This is a genomic window from Mannheimia sp., from assembly GCF_056854775.1.
Genome location: NZ_JBXGGI010000049.1, coordinates 1 through 18,098, shown reverse-complemented (window position 1 = coordinate 18,098; position 18,098 = coordinate 1). Strand labels below are relative to the sequence as shown.

Genomic DNA, 18,098 nt, shown 5'->3' with positions numbered 1-18,098 from the left:
TATGACAACCGAAATCAAAAAAGTAACGAAAAGCGATTTGAATGCCGTTGTACGTCGTTCAAACTTATTCCAAGGTTCGTGGAACTTCGAACGTATGCAGGCTTTAGGCTTTGCTTATGCAATGGTTCCTGTCATCAAACGTTTATATCCTGATCCAAATGATCCTGCTCGTAAAGAAGCGATTAAACGCCACTCTGAATTCTTTAACACTCAGCCATTTGTTGGTGCCCCTATTTTAGGTGTAACTATTGCGATGGAAGAAGAGCGAGCTAATGGTAAAGAGATCGATAATGCCGCAATTAACGGGATTAAAGTTGGTCTGATGGGTCCTTTAGCAGGTGTAGGTGATCCTATCTTCTGGGGAACCGTTCGCCCCGTCTTTGCTGCATTAGGGGCAGGTTTAGCGTTAAAAGGCGAACTTTTAGGTCCAATTTTATTCTTTGTTTTATTTAATATTGTCCGCTTAGCAAGCCGCTATTATGGTGTAGTTTATGGCTATAAAAAAGGATTAGATGTTGTACAAGATATGAGCGGAGGTTTACTACAAAAATTAACCGAAGGTGCATCAATTTTAGGTCTGTTTATTATGGGGGCTTTAGTCCAAAAATGGACCAGCATCAATGTTCCGCTTGTGCTTTCTACAATTCAGAAACAAGATGGTACAACCGAAATTACCACCGTTCAAAGCATCTTAGACAGCTTAATGCCGGGTTTACTACCGTTGCTTTTAACCTTTGCTTGTATGTGGCTACTTCGCAACCGTGTTAATGCAATTTGGATTATCCTAGGATTCTTTGTCATTGGTATTTTAGGTGCTGCAACAGGTGCATTAGCTTAAATATACCGATATGTAAAATTTCCCTCAAAAATGACCGCTTGATCTTCAAGCGGTTTTTTTATAATTTCTATCTACATTTTTCCCACTATTCAGACATTATGACAAATGCGATTCTTTTTTTCTTTATTTTACTTAGCTTTAGTTTTGCCATTTACGATCAAATCCTAATGAATAAACTTAAAGGCGAAACAAAACTCACTGTCGTACTCAAAAAACAAAAAGCTATTGATAGTTGGTTATTAATCGGCTTAATCATACTATCTATTAGCTATGGCATTCAAAATCAAATTTCAGTATTTACCCTCTATCTACTTAGCACTTGTGTTATTTTAGCCGTCTATTTAGCATTTTTTCGTGCACCACGTCTTTTACTCAAACAAAATGGATTTTTCTTTGCCAATGTTTACTTTCATTACACTAGAATTTACCAAATAAATATAGCTGAAATAAATTCTCGTGAAAAAGTCCTCGTCATTGATTTACACGGAGGAAGAAGGTTACTTGCCTGCCCCGAAAACGAAAATGATCTTCAATCTGTGGTAAACTTTTTTGGTGGATATAAAAAATAGCAAAGCGGTTGTTTTTCTCAAACATTTTGCAAAAAATATGAGAAAAACAACCGCTTGTAACATTAAAAATGCAATTATGCTTTCGCTGCTGCCGCTGCTTTCACGATTACCGCAAATGCCGGAGCTTTCAATGAAGCACCGCCGACTAATGCACCGTCAATATCCGGCTGAGTGAATAGCTCTGCTGCATTTGCATCGTTTACTGAACCGCCGTATTGAATAATTACTTGATCAGCAACTGCTTGTGATTTTGCCGCAATGTGATCACGAATGAATTTATGCACCGCTTGAGCTTGTGCCGGAGTCGCTGATTTGCCTGTGCCGATCGCCCAAATTGGTTCGTAAGCAATAACTGCACCGTTGAATGCTTCAACACCGTGTGCGTTGATTACTGCATCAATTTGACGTGCACACACTTCTTCGGTTTTGCCTGCTTCGTTTTCTGCTTCAGATTCACCGATACATAACACCGGCACTAAACCTGCGTCTTTTAACACTTTGAATTTTTGTGCGATAAATTCATCGCTCTCTTTGTGGTAAGTACGACGCTCTGAATGTCCGATAATGATGTATTTTGCACCAAACTCTTTTAACATTTCAGGGGAAATATCGCCTGTGAATGCACCTTTCACATTCACATCAACATTTTGTGAACCTAATGCAATTAAGCCTTTATCGCTACAACCACAGCCACAACCTGCAAGTGATGCTTCAGCGTGAGCCAAATACATTACCGGTGGAGCAATTGCTACATCACAGCCTTCAACGCCGTGTAATTCTGCTTTTAAATCTGCAATTAAGGTTTTGGTAAACGCTTTATCACCGTTTAATTTCCAGTTACCCATTACAAGTGGACGACGTGCCATTTTGTTTCTCCTATAAATTGAATTTAAATATAAATCGTTGTGAACTATATCAAATTTTGAAAGCGTTTTGTGGTTTTTATTCGCTTTTTCTGATCTAGATCGAAAGGTTTAACGTATAATTAGTAAATCTATTTCTAATGAGCAAAAAACAATGCAACTAAACTATTTATACTCTGCCCCTCAAACCCAAGGGCGTTTAAAAGCTGAATTTGCCGACTTTATCGTGCGTGAAGAATTGGGGTACGAACTGACTGGCGAGGGAGAGTTTGTGGCAGTTAAAATCCGTAAAACCAATGCAAACACCCTCTTTGTTGGCGAAAAATTAGCAAAATTTGCCGGAATTTCTGAGCGAGAGATGAGCTACGCAGGCTTAAAAGACCGCCACGCCGTTACTGAGCAATGGTTCTGCTTGCATTTGGCAGGCAAAGAAACACCTGATTTCTCTACTTTTGAATGTGAAGGTGTGGAAATTTTAGAGGTTACTCGCCACAACCGCAAAATCCGTGTTGGCTCACTTGCCGGCAATTATTTTGAGTTATTGCTGCGTGATGTCAAAGAAAGCGATAACCTAACTCATCGCTTACAGCAAATACAAGCGGTCGGATTCCCCAATTATTTTACCGAACAACGTTTCGGCCGGGACGGTCATAATTTAACCCAAGCGTTACGTTGGGCTAAGGGTGAAATTACGGTAAAAGATCGCAAAAAACGCAGTTTCTACCTTTCTGCTGCCCGCTCTGAAGTATTTAATTTAGTGGTTTCCCAACGTATTGCAGATGGCTTGATGAATCAAGTGCTAGAAAATGATTACGTTCAGCTTGCCGGCGCAAATAGTTTTTTCTGCGTAAAACAAGATGAAATTGCCGGAACCCAAGATCGCTTAGCTCACTTTGATGTGTTACTCACCGCCCCTCTCATTGGTGAAAAATCGCTTGAGCTGGAAAGCAACCAACCCGAAAAAGCAATTATTGAACAACACTCCTATCTAGTGGAGTTAATGAAAAAAGAGCGAATGAGCACTGCCCGCCGAGCAATGATCTGCAAACCTAAAGATCTTGAATGGCAATTTGAGACAGATGGATTAAGATTAAAATTCTTTTTAGATTCAGGTAGCTATGCAACAGGATTGGTGCGAGAATTAATACGTTTATCGGAAGAGAATGAAGTTTAAATCTACAAGCGGTTAGATTTATAAGATTTTTTGCAATTTGCAAAACTTTCTTAAAATCTTACCGCTTTTTACACTTTTAGACTAAAAAAATTGTCGAAAAATTGTTAGAATTGAATGCTTTTATACTTAGTATCTGTTTAGCAGTAAGATCTAAAGGAAATTATGAGAATTTTAATCAGTAATGACGATGGTTTTCACGCTGTCGGCATTCAAACCTTAGCCAAAGCACTGCGAGATGCAGGGCATATTGTAACCATTATTGCTCCGGATCGTAACCGCAGTGCAGCATCAAGTTGTTTAACTTTGGTCGATCCATTACGTGTGCATCGTTTTGATGAATACAATTATGCGGTAATCGCCGGTACACCGGCAGATTGTGTCCATTTAGCCTTAAATGGCTTGTTTGACGGTAAATTTGCGGAAAAATTTGATTTAGTGGTTTCGGGGATTAATCACGGTGCAAATTTAGGCGATGATGTGGTTTACTCAGGCACGGTAGCTGCCGCGTTAGAAGGTCGCCATTTACCATTACCAAGTATTGCAGTTTCGCTGGTTGGGCGTAAGCATTCCTCATTTTTAGATGGCGAAAACCATTTTAATACCGCAGCACAAGTTGTGTTAGATTTGTTGGTAAAAATGGAAAATCAAATGTTTCCGCCAAACCACGTTTTAAACGTGAATGTGCCAAATTTACCTTATACAGAACTAAAAGGCACGATGATCACCCGATTAGGAGAACGCTCAACCGCTGCTGAGATCGTAAAACAGAAAGATCCTCGCAATGCCGATGTGTATTGGATTGGCGTAACAGGCGATCCAATAGATGAAAGTTACGGCACCGATTTTTATGCGTTAAATCGAGATTGTGTATCTATTACTCCAATCCAAGTGGATATGACTGCACATAAAACTATTGCAACTTTAAAAGGCATTTTTAATGAAACTGTTTGAAAAAATTTATGACAAAACTATGGAATGGTCAAAACACCGTTTAGCGGCATTTTGGCTTAGTTTAGTCAGTTTTATTGAGGCGATTTTCTTCCCAATTCCGCCTGATGTAATGCTTATTCCGATGTCGATGGCAAAACCGGAAAATGCGTTTAAATATGCTTTTTATACCACTGTTGCCTCCGTGCTGGGTGGTATTATCGGCTATTTTATCGGTTTGTATGCGACCGATTGGGTACAAGGCATTATTGCCAACTGGGGAATGCAAGCAAACTTTGATAGAGCAAAAGCGTGGTTTGAAACTTGGGGAGTGGCAGTTGTCTTCTTAGCAGGATTCTCACCAATTCCGTTTAAAGTATTTACTATATGTGCCGGTGTGCTACAAATGGCATTTTTCCCATTTGTAATAACCGCTGCAATTTCTCGTTTTGCCCGCTTTATTTTAGTCGCAAAACTGTCTGCGTGGGGAGGCAAAAAATATGAAGTCAGAATTCGCCACTCTATTGAATTAATTGGTTGGGGAACTATCGTGCTTGCGGTAGTTGCTTATCTTCTTTACAAATTATTGAACTAAATTTTAAGGGTAATAGAAAATGAAAAAATCACTTTTTGTTTTATCACTTGTCTCATTCGCTTTAGCAGGCTGTTCAAGTAACTCAAGCGAGTCTAGTACATCAAGCGTGGAAACCACAGATGCCAACGCAACTTGGCAATCTGCGGATAGCATTCAAACTGCACCAATGCCGGATTCTATGAATCAACCAATTGCTGTACCGCCGGCACAGCCTGTATATTCAGCCCCACAACCTATTACTGCCGCACCTGCACCAATGCCTGTTTCAAGCGGTAGCTATGGAGCTCAAATGGAAAACGTAGGCAACTGCCAAGTTGTGCGAGATGGCAATAATGCCCCAATTTACGCACAAATTACCAAAGGTTGCTATACCGATAGCTCTTACACAGTGGGTAAAAGTGATACCCTTTATTTAATTGGCTACTTAACAGGCACAAGTGCGAGCCATATTGCTAACTTAAACGGCTTAAGTGCAAATTCTGCCCTAAAAGTTGGTCAAGTACTGCGTGTGCGTTAATAGGCGGATTGAGTGAAAAAATCATTTTTAACATTTGCAATTTCTTGTGCATTTTTGACCGCTTGTGGAACAAGCACTAAACAGGACAACGTTGATGATCCGAACCTCTTACCTTCAGGCACATTAGAGCCTGTTGCCGGTTCTGGAGCAAGTCAAGGGAGTTACAGCTTACCGTCCGATATTAAATCGACGTCTATGCCTGATACAATGAAATAATTTTAGGATAATCATTTAATGAAAAAACAATTTATACTTTTACCTTTAGTTTCCGCTATTTTAGCTGCTTGTTCCTCGAACAATCCTGCACCGGTGGTTAATGCTTCGGGCAATAATGAGCTTAGTCCGGGTGTAATGCAGCCTGTAAATAGTAATATGGGAGCAATAAATTCAAGCGGTGGTTGGCAGTCTGATATTCAGTCAGCTCCAATGCCAAGCTCAATGAACACACCGGTGCAAACTATTCCACAGCCTGTTTCTACACCTCAGCCGGTTGCAACTGTGCCGCAGCCTGTTATCACTAATCCTGTGATTACAGAACAACCGCCACAGCCGACGACTACGACTAAAATTGTGAAGAAAACAAAAACAGTAGAGAAAAAAGTCGATCAGAATTTTGAGATTCCGCGTGATGCTAACAATGCTCCGATGTATAACCAAATTCAAAAAGGCTTCTATGATGGTTCAACTTACACGGTTCGCAAAGGCGATACGATGTTTTTAATTGCTTATATTGTGGGCAAAGATGTAAAAGAAATCGCCGCTCTTAACAATATGAGTGAGCCTTATCAATTAAATGTAGGGCAACAAATTAAGACCGGTAAATCAGCTACAGAAACTATTACCGTTGAGGAAAAAGTAACCGTACCGGTTGAGCCACAAATTACTTATCAACAAGGTGCAAATGGTACGACTTACGCTTCTGATGGTAACATTACAGGTCCGGTGAAAGCGGGAACAGGTAATACAGAAGTACCCGTTTCTAATAATGGCATTCGAGCAACAGCAGGAACAGTATCAGCTGTAACAGCTTCTGTAGGTAATGCAAACCAAGTAGAAAATCGTACAACTTCGACTATTCGAGCGACAACCGCCTCTGAAAATCCATCGTCTGCCTCAAATACAACGGTAGCTCCTGCTTCATCAATTAAATGGCAATGGCCAACCAATGGACGTGTCATTTCAGGCTTCTCATCAGCAGAAGGTGGCAATAAAGGTTTAGATATCGCGGGCTCGAAAGGGCAAGACGTGCGTGCAGCGGCAGCAGGTAAAGTTGTATATGCAGGTAATGCCCTACAAGGTTATGGTAACTTAATTATCATCAAACATACCGATGACTTCTTAAGTGCTTATGCACATAACAATACCATTGATGTTGATGAGCAAGATACAGTTAAAGCCGGTCAGAAGATTGGTACTTTAGGTAGTACCGGTACAAACACCAACAAGCTTCACTTTGAAATTCGTTACAAAGGGAAATCTGTCGATCCTGCTCGTTATTTACCAAGAAAATAATGGTAAACTTTTAGCGTAATTTGACCGCTTGTTTCATCTTATATTAGGAACAAGCGGTTATTTTTTATAGGAATTTTACAAATGAGCAAAACTACACGCTGCGATTGGTGCGGTGAGAGCGAACTTTACGTGAAATATCACGATGAAGAGTGGGGAAAACCTGAATTCAATAGCATCAAGCTATTTGAGAAAATTTGTCTTGAAGGACAACAAGCGGGGCTTTCGTGGATTACTGTACTGAAAAAGCGAGAAGCTTATCGTCAAGCATTTCATCAGTTTGATCCTGTAAAAATTGCTCAAATGACAGAAAAAGATCTCGAACAACTAATGCAAAATGCCGGTTTAATCCGCCACAGAGCAAAATTAGAAGCCATTATAAAAAATGCAAAAGCTTATCTTGCAATGCAGGAAAAAGACGAAGATTTTAGTGAATTTATTTGGGGATTTGTGAACCATCAACCACAAATTAATGATGTACCCTCGCTTCAAACTGTTCCGGCTAAAACAGATACTTCAAAGGCTATGTCTAAGGCGTTAAAAAAGAGAGGATTTGTTTTTGTGGGTGAAACGACTTGTTACGCTTTTATGCAATCAATGGGACTGGTTGATGACCACTTGAATAATTGCATCTGTAAAACGAAATAGCGATAAAAAAATTAGGCGACCAGTGGTCGCCTAATCTCAATCCTAATTATTGATTGTTTTGAACGTAATCAATTGCTGATTGAACTGTAGTAATTTTTTCAGCTTCTTCATCTGGAATTTCGATATCGAATTCTTCTTCTAAAGCCATTACTAATTCAACGGTATCTAAAGAGTCAGCACCTAAATCTTCAATGAAAGAAGCTTCCGGTTTAACGTCTTCTGCTTTCGCGCCAAGTTGATCAACAATGATTTTTTTTACGCGTTCTTCAATGCTCATTTTGTTTTTCCTATAGTGAATATCGCATAAGTGCGAGAGTTAATTAGTGTAATCGAAATAATTTTAGATACAACCTTTTTATAGAAAGGTCAAACCAGACTATTCCAATACACAAGAATAAAACTGTATCTGTTCTACCATTCTATCATTATGTTTGTCTTTAATCTATAGAGATAGTTCAAATTTCCAGATCTGATTAACGAACTTTCGCTAATTCAGTTCTCATTTGCTCGATGACAGCTTTATAATCAGGCTGGTCAAAAATCGCAGAACCCGCTACAAACATATCTGCACCGGCGGCGGCAATTTCGGCAATATTATTGATTTTTACGCCACCGTCCACTTCCAAACGAATGTTGTAACCACTGTCATCAATGCGTTTTCGAACTTCACGCAGCTTGTCTAAGGTAGATGGAATAAAAGATTGCCCACCAAAGCCCGGATTTACCGACATCAATAAAATCACATCAACTTTATCCATCACATAATCTAAATAGTGCAAAGGCGTTGCAGGATTGAATACCAAGCCGGATTTACAACCTAAATCACGAATAAGTTGTAAATTACGATCAATATGTTCTGTTGCCTCTGGGTGGAAAGTAATGTAATCGGCTCCTGCCTTAGCAAAATCAGGAATTAAACGCTCAACAGGTTTCACCATTAAATGCACGTCAATCGGACATTGAATGCCATAATCTCGTAATGCTTGGCAAATTGCCGGTCCAAAGGTTAAATTAGGCACATAGTGATTATCCATTACATCAAAATGAATTAAATCCGCCCCAGCCTTTAGCACATCTTTCACATCATCACCCAATCTAGCTAAATCTGCCGATAAAATCGAAGGGGCAATCAAATAAGGATTTTTGCTCATATTTCCTCACAATTTATGAATAAATGGTTGTTAGATTAACATAATTTTAAAAATGAAAATCAGATCTAGATCTAAAAATTAGCTTTTTCTTTAAATTCCATAAAAAAGTTATGGAATAAAAATTAAATTTCGTATAACATATATTCCATAATATAATTATGGTTAATAGCCTATTGTCAAATTTTGGAGAAAATATGAAAAAAGGGATCCATCCTGAAAATTATCGTGAAGTACTGTTTTATGATGCCTCTGTACAACAAGGCTGGGTTATCCGTTCTTGTGCATCGACGAATAAAACAATGGTATGGGAAGATGGTAAAGAGTACCCACTTTATACCTTAGATACTTCATCGGCATCGCACCCGGTTTACACAGGTAAACGTCGTGAAGTGAATAATGAAGGTCGTGCAAGTCAATTTAAAGATAGATTTAAAGGCTTTGCTGCAACACTTTCAAATAAAAAATAAGAAGGACATAAAATGAAAATTTTAAATTCATTAAAATCGGCAAAAACACGCCACCCTGACTGTCAAATTGTAAGACGTAAAGGTAAACTGTACGTAATTTGCAAAACCAATCCAAGATTTAAAGCTCGTCAGCGTTAAAAAGAATAGCACCTTAATTCACTCCAATTAAGGTGCTAATTTTTTATAACTAAATGTTCCCAATAATCCACTTAATTTGCTATTTTCCCTCATAGTTCCATTATCAATAAAACAATTCATACTATAAAACCATTTCATTATGGCTTATTCCATTTAGTTATTTGCAAGCGGTCATTTTTCCCTTTAAATTTGCAAATACTAAATTTTACCAATTAAAAGGAACTTATTATGTTGAAAAAATTATCAGTTGCCGCATTAGCACTTACTCTTTCTGTTTCTGCATTTGCGAAAGAGAGCTTACTTGAGCGTATCAATAACAAAGGCACAATTACTGTTGGTACAGAGGGAACCTACGCACCTTATACCTATCACGATGAGAGCGGTAAATTAACAGGCTATGATGTAGAAGTAACCCGTGCGGTAGCAGAAAAGCTCGGCGTGAAAGTTGAATTTAAAGAAACACAATGGGACGCGATGTTAGCTGGTTTAAAAAGTGAGCGTTTTGACTTAGTGGCAAACCAAGTTGGTTTAACATCACCGGAACGCCGTGCAACATTTGATAAATCTGAAGCGTACAGCTGGGACGGTGCAGCATTATTAGTGCGTGAAGATGAAACCAAAATCAAAAGCCCGGCTGATGTAAAAGGTGTAAAAACGGCACAAACATTAAGCTCTAACTATGGCGAATTAGCACGTGAAAGCGGTGCGGATATCGTGCCAATCGACGGTATGGCACAAGGCTTACTATTAATTCAGCAAAAACGAGCTGATGCAACCTTCAATAGCCACTTATCACTATTAGATTACTTGAAAAAGAATCCGAATTCAGGCTTGAAAATCGTGTGGGAAAAAGAAGAAAAAGTGGGAGCAGGTTTAGTGGCAAACAAAGGTAACGATGAAGCATTAGCAAAAATCAGTCAAGCAATCGTTCAATTACGCGAAGATGGTACATTAAAAAAATTAGGTGAACAGTTCTTCGGTAAAGATATTAGTGTACAATAATCCGTATTGGATTTGGCTGAGGGGCGACTTCGCCCCTTTTGTTTTTTTAAGTTTAATCTCCCTACTATTTCAAAAGTAAGGGAGATTTTAGGTTTTTAGATGTTAAACGATCTGTTACTTTCTATTCCCTTTATGACCCAAGCCCGAGTGGATTTGGTATTAAGTGGCTTCTTGCCTATGGTAAAAGCCGCCTTTTTAGTCTCTATTCCATTGGCAATTGCCTCCTTTGTTATTGGTATGTTGATTGCTGTAAGTGTTGCGTTAGTAAGAATTAGTCCATCCACTAGCATTCTACACCGCTTGTTGCTGCTATTTGTAAAAGGTTACATATCAATTATTCGTGGCACACCGATGCTGGTGCAGATCTGTATCGTATTCTATGGATTACCTGCGGTAGGTATTTTCATTGATCCTATCCCGGCAGCGATTATTGGCTTCTCGCTAAATATTGGAGCTTATGGCTCTGAAACTATTCGTGCCTCAATTTTATCTGTCCCCAAAGGACAATGGGAAGCAGGCTATACTATCGGTATGACTTATATGCAAACTTTCCGCCGTATCATTGCACCACAAGCCATTAGAGTGGCAGTACCACCACTGAGCAACACCTTTATCGGATTGTTCAAAGATACCTCACTAGCCTCTGTCGTAACCGTTACTGAAATGTTCCGTGTTGCACAACAGGTGGCAAATATGTCTTATGATTTCCTTCCGGTTTATATTGAGGCAGCAATTATCTACTGGTGCTTCTGCTGGGTACTATTCTTAATTCAAGCAAGACTTGAAGTTCGTTTTAACCGATTTGTGGCGAAGTAGGAGGAAAGAATGATAAAAATCCGTAATATTCACAAAACCTTTGGACAAAATACAATTCTACGAGGAATTGATTTAGACATTCAAAAAGGGCAAGTCGTTGTTATTTTAGGACCATCCGGTTCAGGTAAAACGACTTTTCTACGTTGTTTGAATGCGTTAGAAATGCCAGAAAAAGGTACGATAGAGTTTACTGATAATGCTCCATTAATAATTGATTTTGGTACAAAAACAAGTAAAAAAGATATTTTAGCACTCCGTCGTAAATCGGGTATGGTGTTCCAAAACTATAACCTCTTTCCACACAAAACGGCATTGGAAAATGTGATGGAAGGACCTGTATTTGTGCAGCAACAAGCGGTCGAAATTGCTAAAGAAAATGCAAAACGCTTACTTGCAAAAGTGGGATTATCAGATAAAGCCGATCTCTATCCATTCCAACTGTCGGGCGGACAGCAACAGCGAGTTGGCATTGCAAGAGCTCTAGCAATTCAGCCAGATTTAATGCTATTTGATGAACCGACCTCAGCCCTTGACCCTGAATTAGTACAAGATGTATTAAATACAATGAAAGAGCTCGCCAACGAAGGCTGGACGATGGTAGTGGTTACTCACGAAATCAAGTTCGCCCTTGATGTCGCCGATATTGTAGTTGTAATGGACGGTGGGGAAATTGTAGAACAAGGCTCACCACAACAACTCTTTAAAAACCCACAACACGAACGAACAAAACGTTTCCTACATCAAATTCGGGCTGATGGATAATAAAAAATCGGCTCCTTAATTAACCTAAGGAGCCGATTTTATTTCTATTGCTTAATTAAGCCGCAGCCCACAGCCCACCAAAAATTTGGTAAAACAAGCTGTTTAATAGCAATAGTCCAAAGCCTAATACCATTACCGAGAAATCTAACATTCCTGTTCTTGGAAGTAGTTTGCGGATAAAACCTAACACCGGTTCAGTAATTTGAGCAACAGTATAATCAAGTGGGTGGTTACCCTGTGTAACCCAACTCATCAATGCACGAATTAAGGTGGTGAAAAAGAGAATTTGTCCGAAGGTTTTTACTAAACTTAATAAACCGATTAATACGGCACGAGGCAAATCCAGTCCGAAGAGGATAAATTGCAAAGTAACTAATGCCGCAGCAATCAAAAGTGCAGGAAAGCAGATATTTTTAACCGTTGGAATTAATTTACCAACAGGGGCAACCAAAGGCTCTGTGATTTTGAGCAAGGTTTGCGAAATAGGCAAACGTGGATCAACTCGACAAAATTGTAGCCACGTTCTGAGTACCAGCACAAAATTGAAAAAGCCAACAACTAACGAAATAACAGGGGCTAAAAATTCCATTTATTTCTCTCTTTTATACTTGAAATTAAAAAAACAAGCGGTCGTTTTTACGAAAAAATTTGCAAATTTTCAGAAAAATATGACCGCTTGTATCAGTGTAAATCAATTAAACTTGTGCTGGGTAATCCCACCAAATATCGAACAACTCGCTTACTTGTACATTTTGTAAACCGTTGTTTTCTAACCAAGTTTTCACTAATTGACGGTGAGATTCATCACATTTGCCTAATTTTTCTAAGCAAACTAAACCTTCCCAATTTAAGTAGCCGTTTGCTTCTAACGCTAAACCGTTTGGTTTGATCACTTCATCAATGAAACGATCAACTGTTTCATCGATTTGGTCGATACCTGTGTTTTCAGCAAAACTAAATTTGATTAAAAAACCTAACTCTTGGTATTCACCTAAGTGCATTTTTTTACGCTGACGTGCATTACGTTGAACTGCCATTTTTTTCTCTCCTCTATTAAGTAAACTGTTACTTATTTTTTAACAAAATATAGATCCCACACACCGTGCCCTAGTTTATGACCTCTTTCTTCAAATTTGGTTAAAGGTCGGAAATCCGGGCGTGGAATAAAATCATTGGTCGGTGATGTATTTTGCAATTTATCCTCAAATTGGCGTAACACTTCAAGCATATGCTCTGAGTAATTTTCCCAATCGGTTGCAAAATGAATAAAGCCGTTTGGGCTTAATTTTTCAATCACTCTTGTGATAAATTCAGGCTGAACAATACGACGTTTGTGGTGTTTTGCTTTCTGCCAAGGGTCTGGGAAATAGAGCTGTAAACCACCTAATGAGCTATCTGCGACACTATCTCGCAGAATTTCCGTTGCATCGTGGCAAATCACTCTCAGATTTTTCACGCCTTTTTCTAACGCATAAGCAATACAAGCTCCAACACCCGGTGTGTGAACTTCTATGCCGATGTAATTGCGATTTGGGTTTTGTTCCGCCATTTCAACCAGCGATTTCCCCATTCCAAAACCAATTTCTAGCACAACGGGGTTATTGTTGCCGAAAATCTGTTCAAAATTAAAGGGGATTGGTTGATAATCTAGCCCTAAATTCGCCCAGTTGTTGTTCATCATATCACGTTGATAATCGCTTAAGCGACCGGTACGCAATACGAAACTACGCACTTTTCTTAAATAACGACCATCTTCGGTAAATTCAGCTTGCTCAACCGTTTTACGTTTTTTATCTGCAAAGGTTTGTTTGTCTGACATTTTCTCGCCTTAAAACTTCACTAATGCAGAACCCCAAGTCCAGCCGCCGCCGAAAGCCTCGAGAAGTAATAATTGACCACGTTTTACACGCCCATCACGCACTGCTTCGTCTAGTGCTACCGGCACCGTCGCCGCACTGGTGTTGGCATATTTATCAAGGGTTACTACCACTTGGTCCATTTCCATCTCTAATTTTTTCGCCGTTGCAGTGATAATACGTAAATTTGCTTGATGTGGAATGAGCCAATCAAGATCTGATTTTTGTAAATTATTTGCTTCTAACGTTTCTTCTACCACGCTTGAAAGTTGGTTCACTGCAATTTTGAAAGTTGCGTTGCCCTGCATTTCAATAAAGCCGGAACGCTCTTCACCACGCTTTTGACCTTTTAAGGTAAGATTATTGTCCAAATCCGGCGAAGCGTGTAAGTGCGTTGAAATAATCCCTTGCTCCTCACTGGCTTCTAAAATAACTGCACCTGCTCCATCGCCAAATAACACAACGGTGCTGCGGTCAGTTTCATCTAACATTCTGGAGTTGATGTCTGAACCAATCACTAACGCTTTTTTCACTTGCCCGTTACGCACAAATTGTTCGGCAACACTCAACGCATACACAAAGCCCGTGCAAGCAGCTGCCACATCAAATGCAATAGCATCTTGAATATTGAGCAAGCCTTGAATTTGGCAAGCCGCACTTGGATAAGCGTGGGAATTGGTAGTTGTACCAACTACGATTAAACCAATTTCATTAGCGTCAATTTTTGCCATTTCTAAGGCTTGTTGAGCCGCTTTTGCTCCCATTGTAGCAACGGTTTCATCAGCTCTTGCAATACGGCGTTCACGAATGCCCGAGCGAGTAACAATCCATTCATCAGAGGTGTCCACCATTTTTTCTAAATCAGCATTGGTACGCACCTGACTTGGTAAATAACTTCCCGTTGCTAAAATTTTGCTGTTCATATTTTTGATTATTCTCAATCGATTAAAATAGTAATCCGTTATTATAGCTTGAAAATAAAGAAATTTATAGACTTTACAAGCGGTTGTTTTTGGTAAATTTTTTACTAAAAACAACCGCTTGTAAATTTATTGAACCGCAATTTTGACACTCACGACTTCCTGTGGCTGGAGTAAAGTGTTCAAACGAGCAGTTTCAACACAAACCATTTTCTGATAAGCATTTTCGCTCATTCCGCCTGTTGGCTTATGCCAAGGGTTCCATAAAACCGTTTCTGTTGCATTACGATGTTCAATCACAATAGCTCTTTGGTAAGCGAAATCTTGAATGATATTCGTTGGGTTCGCCGCATAAATACAGTCTATGTTTTGATCTATCCGGCGAGGAGACGGCACTTCAACGGCTTGATTGGTTAATTTATCAAAACAACGGATTGGCAAACCTTGTACTTCCACTTTTTCAATATCGCCCACATTAAAATAAGTATGTAATGCAAGCTGTGCCGGCTCTTGGGCTAAATGGGTAAAGTGTAGCTCGCAAGTTTCGCCTAAAATCATCTCCATTCTGGCTTCCTGTGCTAAAGTGAACACTAAACGAACGTTTTCACTAGAACAAGAATGTTCAACTAAATTCCACTCTCGAATACGTGCCGTACCGTGAGCAGGTTCTTTTACTGGTCCAAACCAAGGGTAACAAATCGGCACACCGCCCCGAATTGCTGTGCCTGCTTTAAAAGGCTCAATCTCACTTAACCACAATACATCTTGCTTTGCATTATGTGGCTGCCAACTTAGTAATTGTGCTCCTTGTAATGCAATTTTGGCTTTGACTTTACTATGATTTACTTCCAGCACGTCTAATTCATTATATTTGGTTAATTTTAATTCATTGCTCAAGTTCATAATATATTCCTTTGATGAGTGAAATGATTGAAAAGCAACAAAAATGTGAATGAGATCACAAAACTAAGCATTAATTTTCTACCTCTTTTAGGTAGTCGCTATAATAGTTAATATTCTAACATAGATAAGGAGAAAACTATGAAAACGCTCGGCGAATTTATTATTGAAAAACAAGCCGAATACCCTGGAGCGAAAGGTGAATTAAGTGGTATTTTGTCATCAATTCGTTTAGCTGCAAAAATTATTCATCGTGAAATTAACCGTGCGGGCTTAAGCCAAGATATTTTAGGCACAGCAGGCTCTGAAAACGTGCAAGGCGAAGCTCAAATGAAGCTTGATGTTTTCGCAAATGAAACAATGAAAAAAGCCTTATTAGCCCGTGAGGACGTAGCAGGTTTTGCTTCAGAAGAAGATGATGACTTTGTTGCATTTGACACGGAACGTGGTCGCAACGCAAAATATATTTTAATGACGGATCCGCTTGATGGATCGTCTAACATTGAAGTGAATGTATCTGTTGGTACGATCTTCTCGATCTACCGCCGTGTTTCGCCAATTGGTACGCCTGTAACCAAAGAAGATTTCTTGCAAGAAGGGCGTAAACAAGTTGCTGCCGGTTATGTTACTTATGGCTCATCAACAATGTTGGTTTACACCACAGGTAATGGCGTGAATGGCTTTACTTACGATCCATCACTCGGCTTATTTATTCTTTCTCATCCCGATCTCAAAACGCCGACAGAAGGAAAATATTACTCTATCAACGAAGGGCAATATGTAACCTTCCCTCAAGGGGTAAAACGCTTTATCAAATATTGCCAAGAAACGGACGAAGCCACTAAACGCCCATATTCATCACGTTATATCGGCTCGTTAGTATCTGACTTCCACCGCAATTTATTAAAAGGTGGGATCTACATTTATCCAACTTCAACCGTTTACCCGAAAGGCAAATTACGTTTACTCTATGAATGCAACCCAATCGCCTTCTTAGCGGAACAAGCAGGTGGAATGGCAACTGACGGCTTTAATCCGATTTTGGATATTAAACCAACTGAGTTACACCAACGTGTGCCATTCTTTGTTGGCTCAAGCTCAATGGTGAAACAAGCGGGCGAATTTATGCAAGAATTTGCAAAATAGAACGCCCTCTGAAACAAAAGGCGAACATCACGTTCGCCTTAGTTTTATCTAATCCACTCTCTTATAAATTCAGTAATTTGTTCCACATCATTAATATCAAGTAAATTCTCTCGCTCAAGAAAATAATCCGTTGCGGTAGCAATCGTCCACTTATCAAGCTCCGGCAATGGCTTTTCAATCTCTTTGCGGTGGAGCTGAATTTTCGGCAAAGTTTCGTGTTTAAAGCCTTCCACGAAAACAAGATCGATCTCTTGCGGATTGAATTTTGCAATTAATTGAGAAAATTCGACCGCTTGTTTGGTTTCTGTCATTAACGCCCAACGTTCATCGCACACAATCATTGTCGGATTTGCTCCTGCTTCACGCAAGCGGTGGCTGTCTTTGCCTTTTTTATCCACATCAACATTATGGTGGGAGTGCTTAATCAAGCCAACCCGAATGCCACAAGCGGTCAATTTTGGGATTAATTTTTCCAATAAGGTGGTTTTGCCCGTGCCGCTGTAGCCTGTAATCGCAAGGGTTTTCACCGGAAATTGGCTTACTCGGTTTAAATCTTCCAATGTATTCACGTTCGTGAATGCGGATTTTTGTTCAGAAAAATCCACCGCCACACTTTTTTGTGATTGGAAAAACCAAAGCAAACGGCGTTCGCCTGAAGCTAAATAGTGGCTCAATTCCTCTTTTACCGAATGATGAACCAACGCAAACGTTGGGTGTGGTCGCTCACCATCGTGAACATAGGCAATTTGAGCGTTGTTAATGCGTAAGGCGGTGTGTAATTTTTGCAATAACTTCGTTGGAATAAAAGGCGTATCACAAGGCACAAAGAGCAAATAGTCGCTGTCAATTTTCTCTAAGCCTGATAGCATTCCGCTTAGTGGACCTTGAAAATCAGGTAAACTATCTTGGTAATAAGGAATTGTAGGATAAAGTTGCTGATATTGCTCAATAGAACGATTAATATTAAGCCAAATGTCGCTAACTTGTGGGGAAAGACGGGTTAAAATGTGTGAAATAAGCGGTTTTCCATCAAAAAGTTGCAACCCTTTTTCCACGCCATTCATTCGGCGAGCCAAACCGCCGGCTAAAATCACGGCTGAAATACGTTCTTCTATTATTTTACTCACAGCTTTATCCCTTAAAATTTTGCAAAAACTAAAGCAAAAGTATATTATTTCGCTTAATTTCCAACAAGATTTTTTAAGGGGCAAACAATGAAATGCAAACGCTTGGAAGAATTATTAGAGTTACTTGGCGAACATTGGCGTAAAAATCCTGACTTACACCTCATTGATATTTT

25 protein-coding genes are annotated in these 18,098 nt (G+C 39.4%); 16 read left to right on the top strand and 9 right to left on the bottom strand.

The window, feature by feature from the left end:
- Position 1 precedes the first annotated feature (1 nt).
- Together ACJHV0_RS04005 and ACJHV0_RS04000 are read left to right on the top strand one after the other, a co-directional pair.
- A complete protein-coding gene (locus tag ACJHV0_RS04005; RefSeq protein ID WP_025235265.1) occupies positions 2-838 on the top strand; it encodes a PTS mannose transporter subunit IID in 837 nt (278 codons plus the stop codon).
- Between the two features lie 98 nt (positions 839-936).
- Positions 937-1,407 carry a DUF986 family protein gene (locus ACJHV0_RS04000; protein ID WP_483133435.1) on the top strand — a complete coding sequence of 157 codons (471 nt, stop codon included), beginning with the start codon at positions 937-939 and terminating at the stop codon, positions 1,405-1,407.
- A 74-nt stretch (positions 1,408-1,481) separates the two neighbouring features.
- Here the strand turns inward: ACJHV0_RS04000 and tpiA are convergent, their stop codons facing one another.
- Complete coding sequence (gene tpiA / locus ACJHV0_RS03995; protein WP_006251116.1) at positions 1,482-2,273, bottom strand: triose-phosphate isomerase; 792 nt, start codon at positions 2,271-2,273, stop codon at positions 1,482-1,484.
- Positions 2,274-2,424: 151 nt separating this feature from the next.
- Between tpiA and truD the strand changes: the two genes are divergently transcribed.
- The 7 genes from truD (at position 2,425) to ACJHV0_RS03960 (ending at position 7,640) form a co-directional block, all read left to right on the top strand.
- Positions 2,425-3,444: a tRNA pseudouridine(13) synthase TruD gene (gene truD, locus ACJHV0_RS03990; RefSeq protein WP_483133434.1), complete on the top strand. Its 1,020-nt coding sequence runs from the start codon at positions 2,425-2,427 to the stop codon at positions 3,442-3,444.
- Positions 3,445-3,606: 162 nt separating this feature from the next.
- Positions 3,607-4,395 carry a 5'/3'-nucleotidase SurE gene (surE, locus tag ACJHV0_RS03985; protein ID WP_025235262.1) on the top strand — a complete coding sequence of 263 codons (789 nt, stop codon included), beginning with the start codon at positions 3,607-3,609 and terminating at the stop codon, positions 4,393-4,395.
- Positions 4,382-4,966 (top strand): YqaA family protein, encoded by a 585-nt coding sequence (locus ACJHV0_RS03980; protein ID WP_283386429.1) that lies wholly within the window; start codon positions 4,382-4,384, stop codon positions 4,964-4,966. Before surE ends, ACJHV0_RS03980 begins: the two co-directional genes overlap by 14 nt.
- Before the next feature lie 19 nt (positions 4,967-4,985).
- A complete protein-coding gene (locus ACJHV0_RS03975) occupies positions 4,986-5,483 on the top strand; it encodes a LysM peptidoglycan-binding domain-containing protein (RefSeq protein WP_025235260.1) in 498 nt (165 codons plus the stop codon).
- A gap of 12 nt (positions 5,484-5,495) precedes the next feature.
- A complete protein-coding gene (locus tag ACJHV0_RS03970; protein WP_283386430.1) occupies positions 5,496-5,699 on the top strand; it encodes a hypothetical protein in 204 nt (67 codons plus the stop codon).
- Between the two features lie 18 nt (positions 5,700-5,717).
- Positions 5,718-6,995, top strand: a complete 1,278-nt coding sequence (locus ACJHV0_RS03965) for a peptidoglycan DD-metalloendopeptidase family protein (RefSeq protein ID WP_334234215.1) — start codon at positions 5,718-5,720, stop codon at positions 6,993-6,995.
- An 81-nt stretch (positions 6,996-7,076) separates the two neighbouring features.
- Entirely contained in the window at positions 7,077-7,640 is a 564-nt protein-coding gene (locus ACJHV0_RS03960) for a DNA-3-methyladenine glycosylase I (protein WP_483133433.1), read from the top strand.
- 46 nt (positions 7,641-7,686) lie between these two features.
- On the opposite strand, the gene acpP is transcribed toward ACJHV0_RS03960, so the two are convergent.
- Entirely contained in the window at positions 7,687-7,917 is a 231-nt protein-coding gene (acpP, locus tag ACJHV0_RS03955; RefSeq protein ID WP_006249478.1) for an acyl carrier protein, read from the bottom strand.
- Positions 7,918-8,113: 196 nt separating this feature from the next.
- On the bottom strand, positions 8,114-8,791 hold the full coding sequence (gene rpe / locus ACJHV0_RS03950) for a ribulose-phosphate 3-epimerase (RefSeq protein WP_334232381.1): 678 nt from the start codon (positions 8,789-8,791) through the stop codon (positions 8,114-8,116).
- A 194-nt stretch (positions 8,792-8,985) separates the two neighbouring features.
- Between rpe and ACJHV0_RS03945 the strand changes: the two genes are divergently transcribed.
- The 5 genes from ACJHV0_RS03945 (at position 8,986) to ACJHV0_RS03925 (ending at position 11,976) form a co-directional block, all read left to right on the top strand.
- Positions 8,986-9,258 (top strand): type B 50S ribosomal protein L31, encoded by a 273-nt coding sequence (locus tag ACJHV0_RS03945; protein ID WP_025235255.1) that lies wholly within the window; start codon positions 8,986-8,988, stop codon positions 9,256-9,258.
- A 12-nt stretch (positions 9,259-9,270) separates the two neighbouring features.
- Positions 9,271-9,396: a type B 50S ribosomal protein L36 gene (gene ykgO, locus ACJHV0_RS03940; RefSeq protein ID WP_025218041.1), complete on the top strand. Its 126-nt coding sequence runs from the start codon at positions 9,271-9,273 to the stop codon at positions 9,394-9,396.
- 228 nt (positions 9,397-9,624) lie between these two features.
- Positions 9,625-10,398, top strand: a complete 774-nt coding sequence (locus ACJHV0_RS03935) for an amino acid ABC transporter substrate-binding protein (protein ID WP_283386434.1) — start codon at positions 9,625-9,627, stop codon at positions 10,396-10,398.
- Positions 10,399-10,497: 99 nt separating this feature from the next.
- Positions 10,498-11,214: an amino acid ABC transporter permease gene (locus ACJHV0_RS03930; protein ID WP_025235253.1), complete on the top strand. Its 717-nt coding sequence runs from the start codon at positions 10,498-10,500 to the stop codon at positions 11,212-11,214.
- Positions 11,215-11,223: 9 nt separating this feature from the next.
- On the top strand, positions 11,224-11,976 hold the full coding sequence (locus ACJHV0_RS03925; protein WP_334235680.1) for an amino acid ABC transporter ATP-binding protein: 753 nt from the start codon (positions 11,224-11,226) through the stop codon (positions 11,974-11,976).
- A gap of 55 nt (positions 11,977-12,031) precedes the next feature.
- On the opposite strand, the gene ACJHV0_RS03920 is transcribed toward ACJHV0_RS03925, so the two are convergent.
- The 5 genes from ACJHV0_RS03920 to ACJHV0_RS03900 all read right to left on the bottom strand — a co-directional run bounded on the left by ACJHV0_RS03920 (position 12,032) and on the right by ACJHV0_RS03900 (position 15,655).
- The gene (locus tag ACJHV0_RS03920; RefSeq protein WP_483133432.1) at positions 12,032-12,565 is read right to left on the bottom strand and encodes a YggT family protein; all 534 of its coding nucleotides are present in this window, start codon (positions 12,563-12,565) and stop codon (positions 12,032-12,034) included.
- Positions 12,566-12,671: 106 nt separating this feature from the next.
- Positions 12,672-13,013: a YggL family protein gene (locus ACJHV0_RS03915; RefSeq protein ID WP_025235250.1), complete on the bottom strand. Its 342-nt coding sequence runs from the start codon at positions 13,011-13,013 to the stop codon at positions 12,672-12,674.
- 32 nt (positions 13,014-13,045) lie between these two features.
- Entirely contained in the window at positions 13,046-13,795 is a 750-nt protein-coding gene (gene trmB / locus ACJHV0_RS03910) for a tRNA (guanosine(46)-N7)-methyltransferase TrmB (RefSeq protein ID WP_483133431.1), read from the bottom strand.
- A gap of 9 nt (positions 13,796-13,804) precedes the next feature.
- Positions 13,805-14,755: a beta-ketoacyl-ACP synthase III gene (locus tag ACJHV0_RS03905; protein WP_483133430.1), complete on the bottom strand. Its 951-nt coding sequence runs from the start codon at positions 14,753-14,755 to the stop codon at positions 13,805-13,807.
- A 126-nt stretch (positions 14,756-14,881) separates the two neighbouring features.
- On the bottom strand, positions 14,882-15,655 hold the full coding sequence (locus ACJHV0_RS03900; protein WP_483133429.1) for a D-hexose-6-phosphate mutarotase: 774 nt from the start codon (positions 15,653-15,655) through the stop codon (positions 14,882-14,884).
- Positions 15,656-15,793: 138 nt separating this feature from the next.
- On the opposite strand from ACJHV0_RS03900, the gene fbp reads away from it, so the two are divergent.
- Entirely contained in the window at positions 15,794-16,798 is a 1,005-nt protein-coding gene (gene fbp, locus ACJHV0_RS03895; protein ID WP_025235246.1) for a class 1 fructose-bisphosphatase, read from the top strand.
- Between the two features lie 44 nt (positions 16,799-16,842).
- Here fbp and mobA read toward each other — a convergent pair whose 3' ends face one another.
- Entirely contained in the window at positions 16,843-17,925 is a 1,083-nt protein-coding gene (gene mobA / locus ACJHV0_RS03890; RefSeq protein ID WP_483133428.1) for a molybdenum cofactor guanylyltransferase MobA, read from the bottom strand.
- 87 nt (positions 17,926-18,012) lie between these two features.
- On the opposite strand from mobA, the gene ACJHV0_RS03885 reads away from it, so the two are divergent.
- A partial coding sequence (locus ACJHV0_RS03885) for a DUF1040 family protein (RefSeq protein WP_483133439.1) occupies positions 18,013-18,098 on the top strand: 86 nt, incomplete at its 3' end.

Bases quoted from the DNA above. Each gene is read 5' to 3' on its own strand.
- truD (WP_483133434.1), top strand. From the start codon at position 2,425: ATGCAACTAAACTATTTATACTCTGCCCCTCAAACCCAAGGGCGTTTA.
- ACJHV0_RS03925 (WP_334235680.1), top strand. From the start codon at position 11,224: ATGATAAAAATCCGTAATATTCACAAAACCTTTGGACAAAATACAATT.
- ACJHV0_RS03900 (WP_483133429.1), bottom strand. From the start codon at position 15,655: ATGAACTTGAGCAATGAATTAAAATTAACCAAATATAATGAATTAGAC.
- ACJHV0_RS03930 (WP_025235253.1), top strand. From the start codon at position 10,498: ATGTTAAACGATCTGTTACTTTCTATTCCCTTTATGACCCAAGCCCGA.
- tpiA (WP_006251116.1), bottom strand. From the start codon at position 2,273: ATGGCACGTCGTCCACTTGTAATGGGTAACTGGAAATTAAACGGTGAT.
- acpP (WP_006249478.1), bottom strand. From the start codon at position 7,917: ATGAGCATTGAAGAACGCGTAAAAAAAATCATTGTTGATCAACTTGGC.
- ACJHV0_RS04005 (WP_025235265.1), top strand. From the start codon at position 2: ATGACAACCGAAATCAAAAAAGTAACGAAAAGCGATTTGAATGCCGTT.
- trmB (WP_483133431.1), bottom strand. From the start codon at position 13,795: ATGTCAGACAAACAAACCTTTGCAGATAAAAAACGTAAAACGGTTGAG.
- ACJHV0_RS03945 (WP_025235255.1), top strand. From the start codon at position 8,986: ATGAAAAAAGGGATCCATCCTGAAAATTATCGTGAAGTACTGTTTTAT.
- ACJHV0_RS03980 (WP_283386429.1), top strand. From the start codon at position 4,382: ATGAAACTGTTTGAAAAAATTTATGACAAAACTATGGAATGGTCAAAA.
- ACJHV0_RS03960 (WP_483133433.1), top strand. From the start codon at position 7,077: ATGAGCAAAACTACACGCTGCGATTGGTGCGGTGAGAGCGAACTTTAC.
- ACJHV0_RS03975 (WP_025235260.1), top strand. From the start codon at position 4,986: ATGAAAAAATCACTTTTTGTTTTATCACTTGTCTCATTCGCTTTAGCA.
- fbp (WP_025235246.1), top strand. From the start codon at position 15,794: ATGAAAACGCTCGGCGAATTTATTATTGAAAAACAAGCCGAATACCCT.
- ACJHV0_RS04000 (WP_483133435.1), top strand. From the start codon at position 937: ATGACAAATGCGATTCTTTTTTTCTTTATTTTACTTAGCTTTAGTTTT.
- ACJHV0_RS03920 (WP_483133432.1), bottom strand. From the start codon at position 12,565: ATGGAATTTTTAGCCCCTGTTATTTCGTTAGTTGTTGGCTTTTTCAAT.
- ACJHV0_RS03935 (WP_283386434.1), top strand. From the start codon at position 9,625: ATGTTGAAAAAATTATCAGTTGCCGCATTAGCACTTACTCTTTCTGTT.
- surE (WP_025235262.1), top strand. From the start codon at position 3,607: ATGAGAATTTTAATCAGTAATGACGATGGTTTTCACGCTGTCGGCATT.
- ACJHV0_RS03965 (WP_334234215.1), top strand. From the start codon at position 5,718: ATGAAAAAACAATTTATACTTTTACCTTTAGTTTCCGCTATTTTAGCT.
- rpe (WP_334232381.1), bottom strand. From the start codon at position 8,791: ATGAGCAAAAATCCTTATTTGATTGCCCCTTCGATTTTATCGGCAGAT.
- ykgO (WP_025218041.1), top strand. From the start codon at position 9,271: ATGAAAATTTTAAATTCATTAAAATCGGCAAAAACACGCCACCCTGAC.
- ACJHV0_RS03905 (WP_483133430.1), bottom strand. From the start codon at position 14,755: ATGAACAGCAAAATTTTAGCAACGGGAAGTTATTTACCAAGTCAGGTG.
- ACJHV0_RS03915 (WP_025235250.1), bottom strand. From the start codon at position 13,013: ATGGCAGTTCAACGTAATGCACGTCAGCGTAAAAAAATGCACTTAGGT.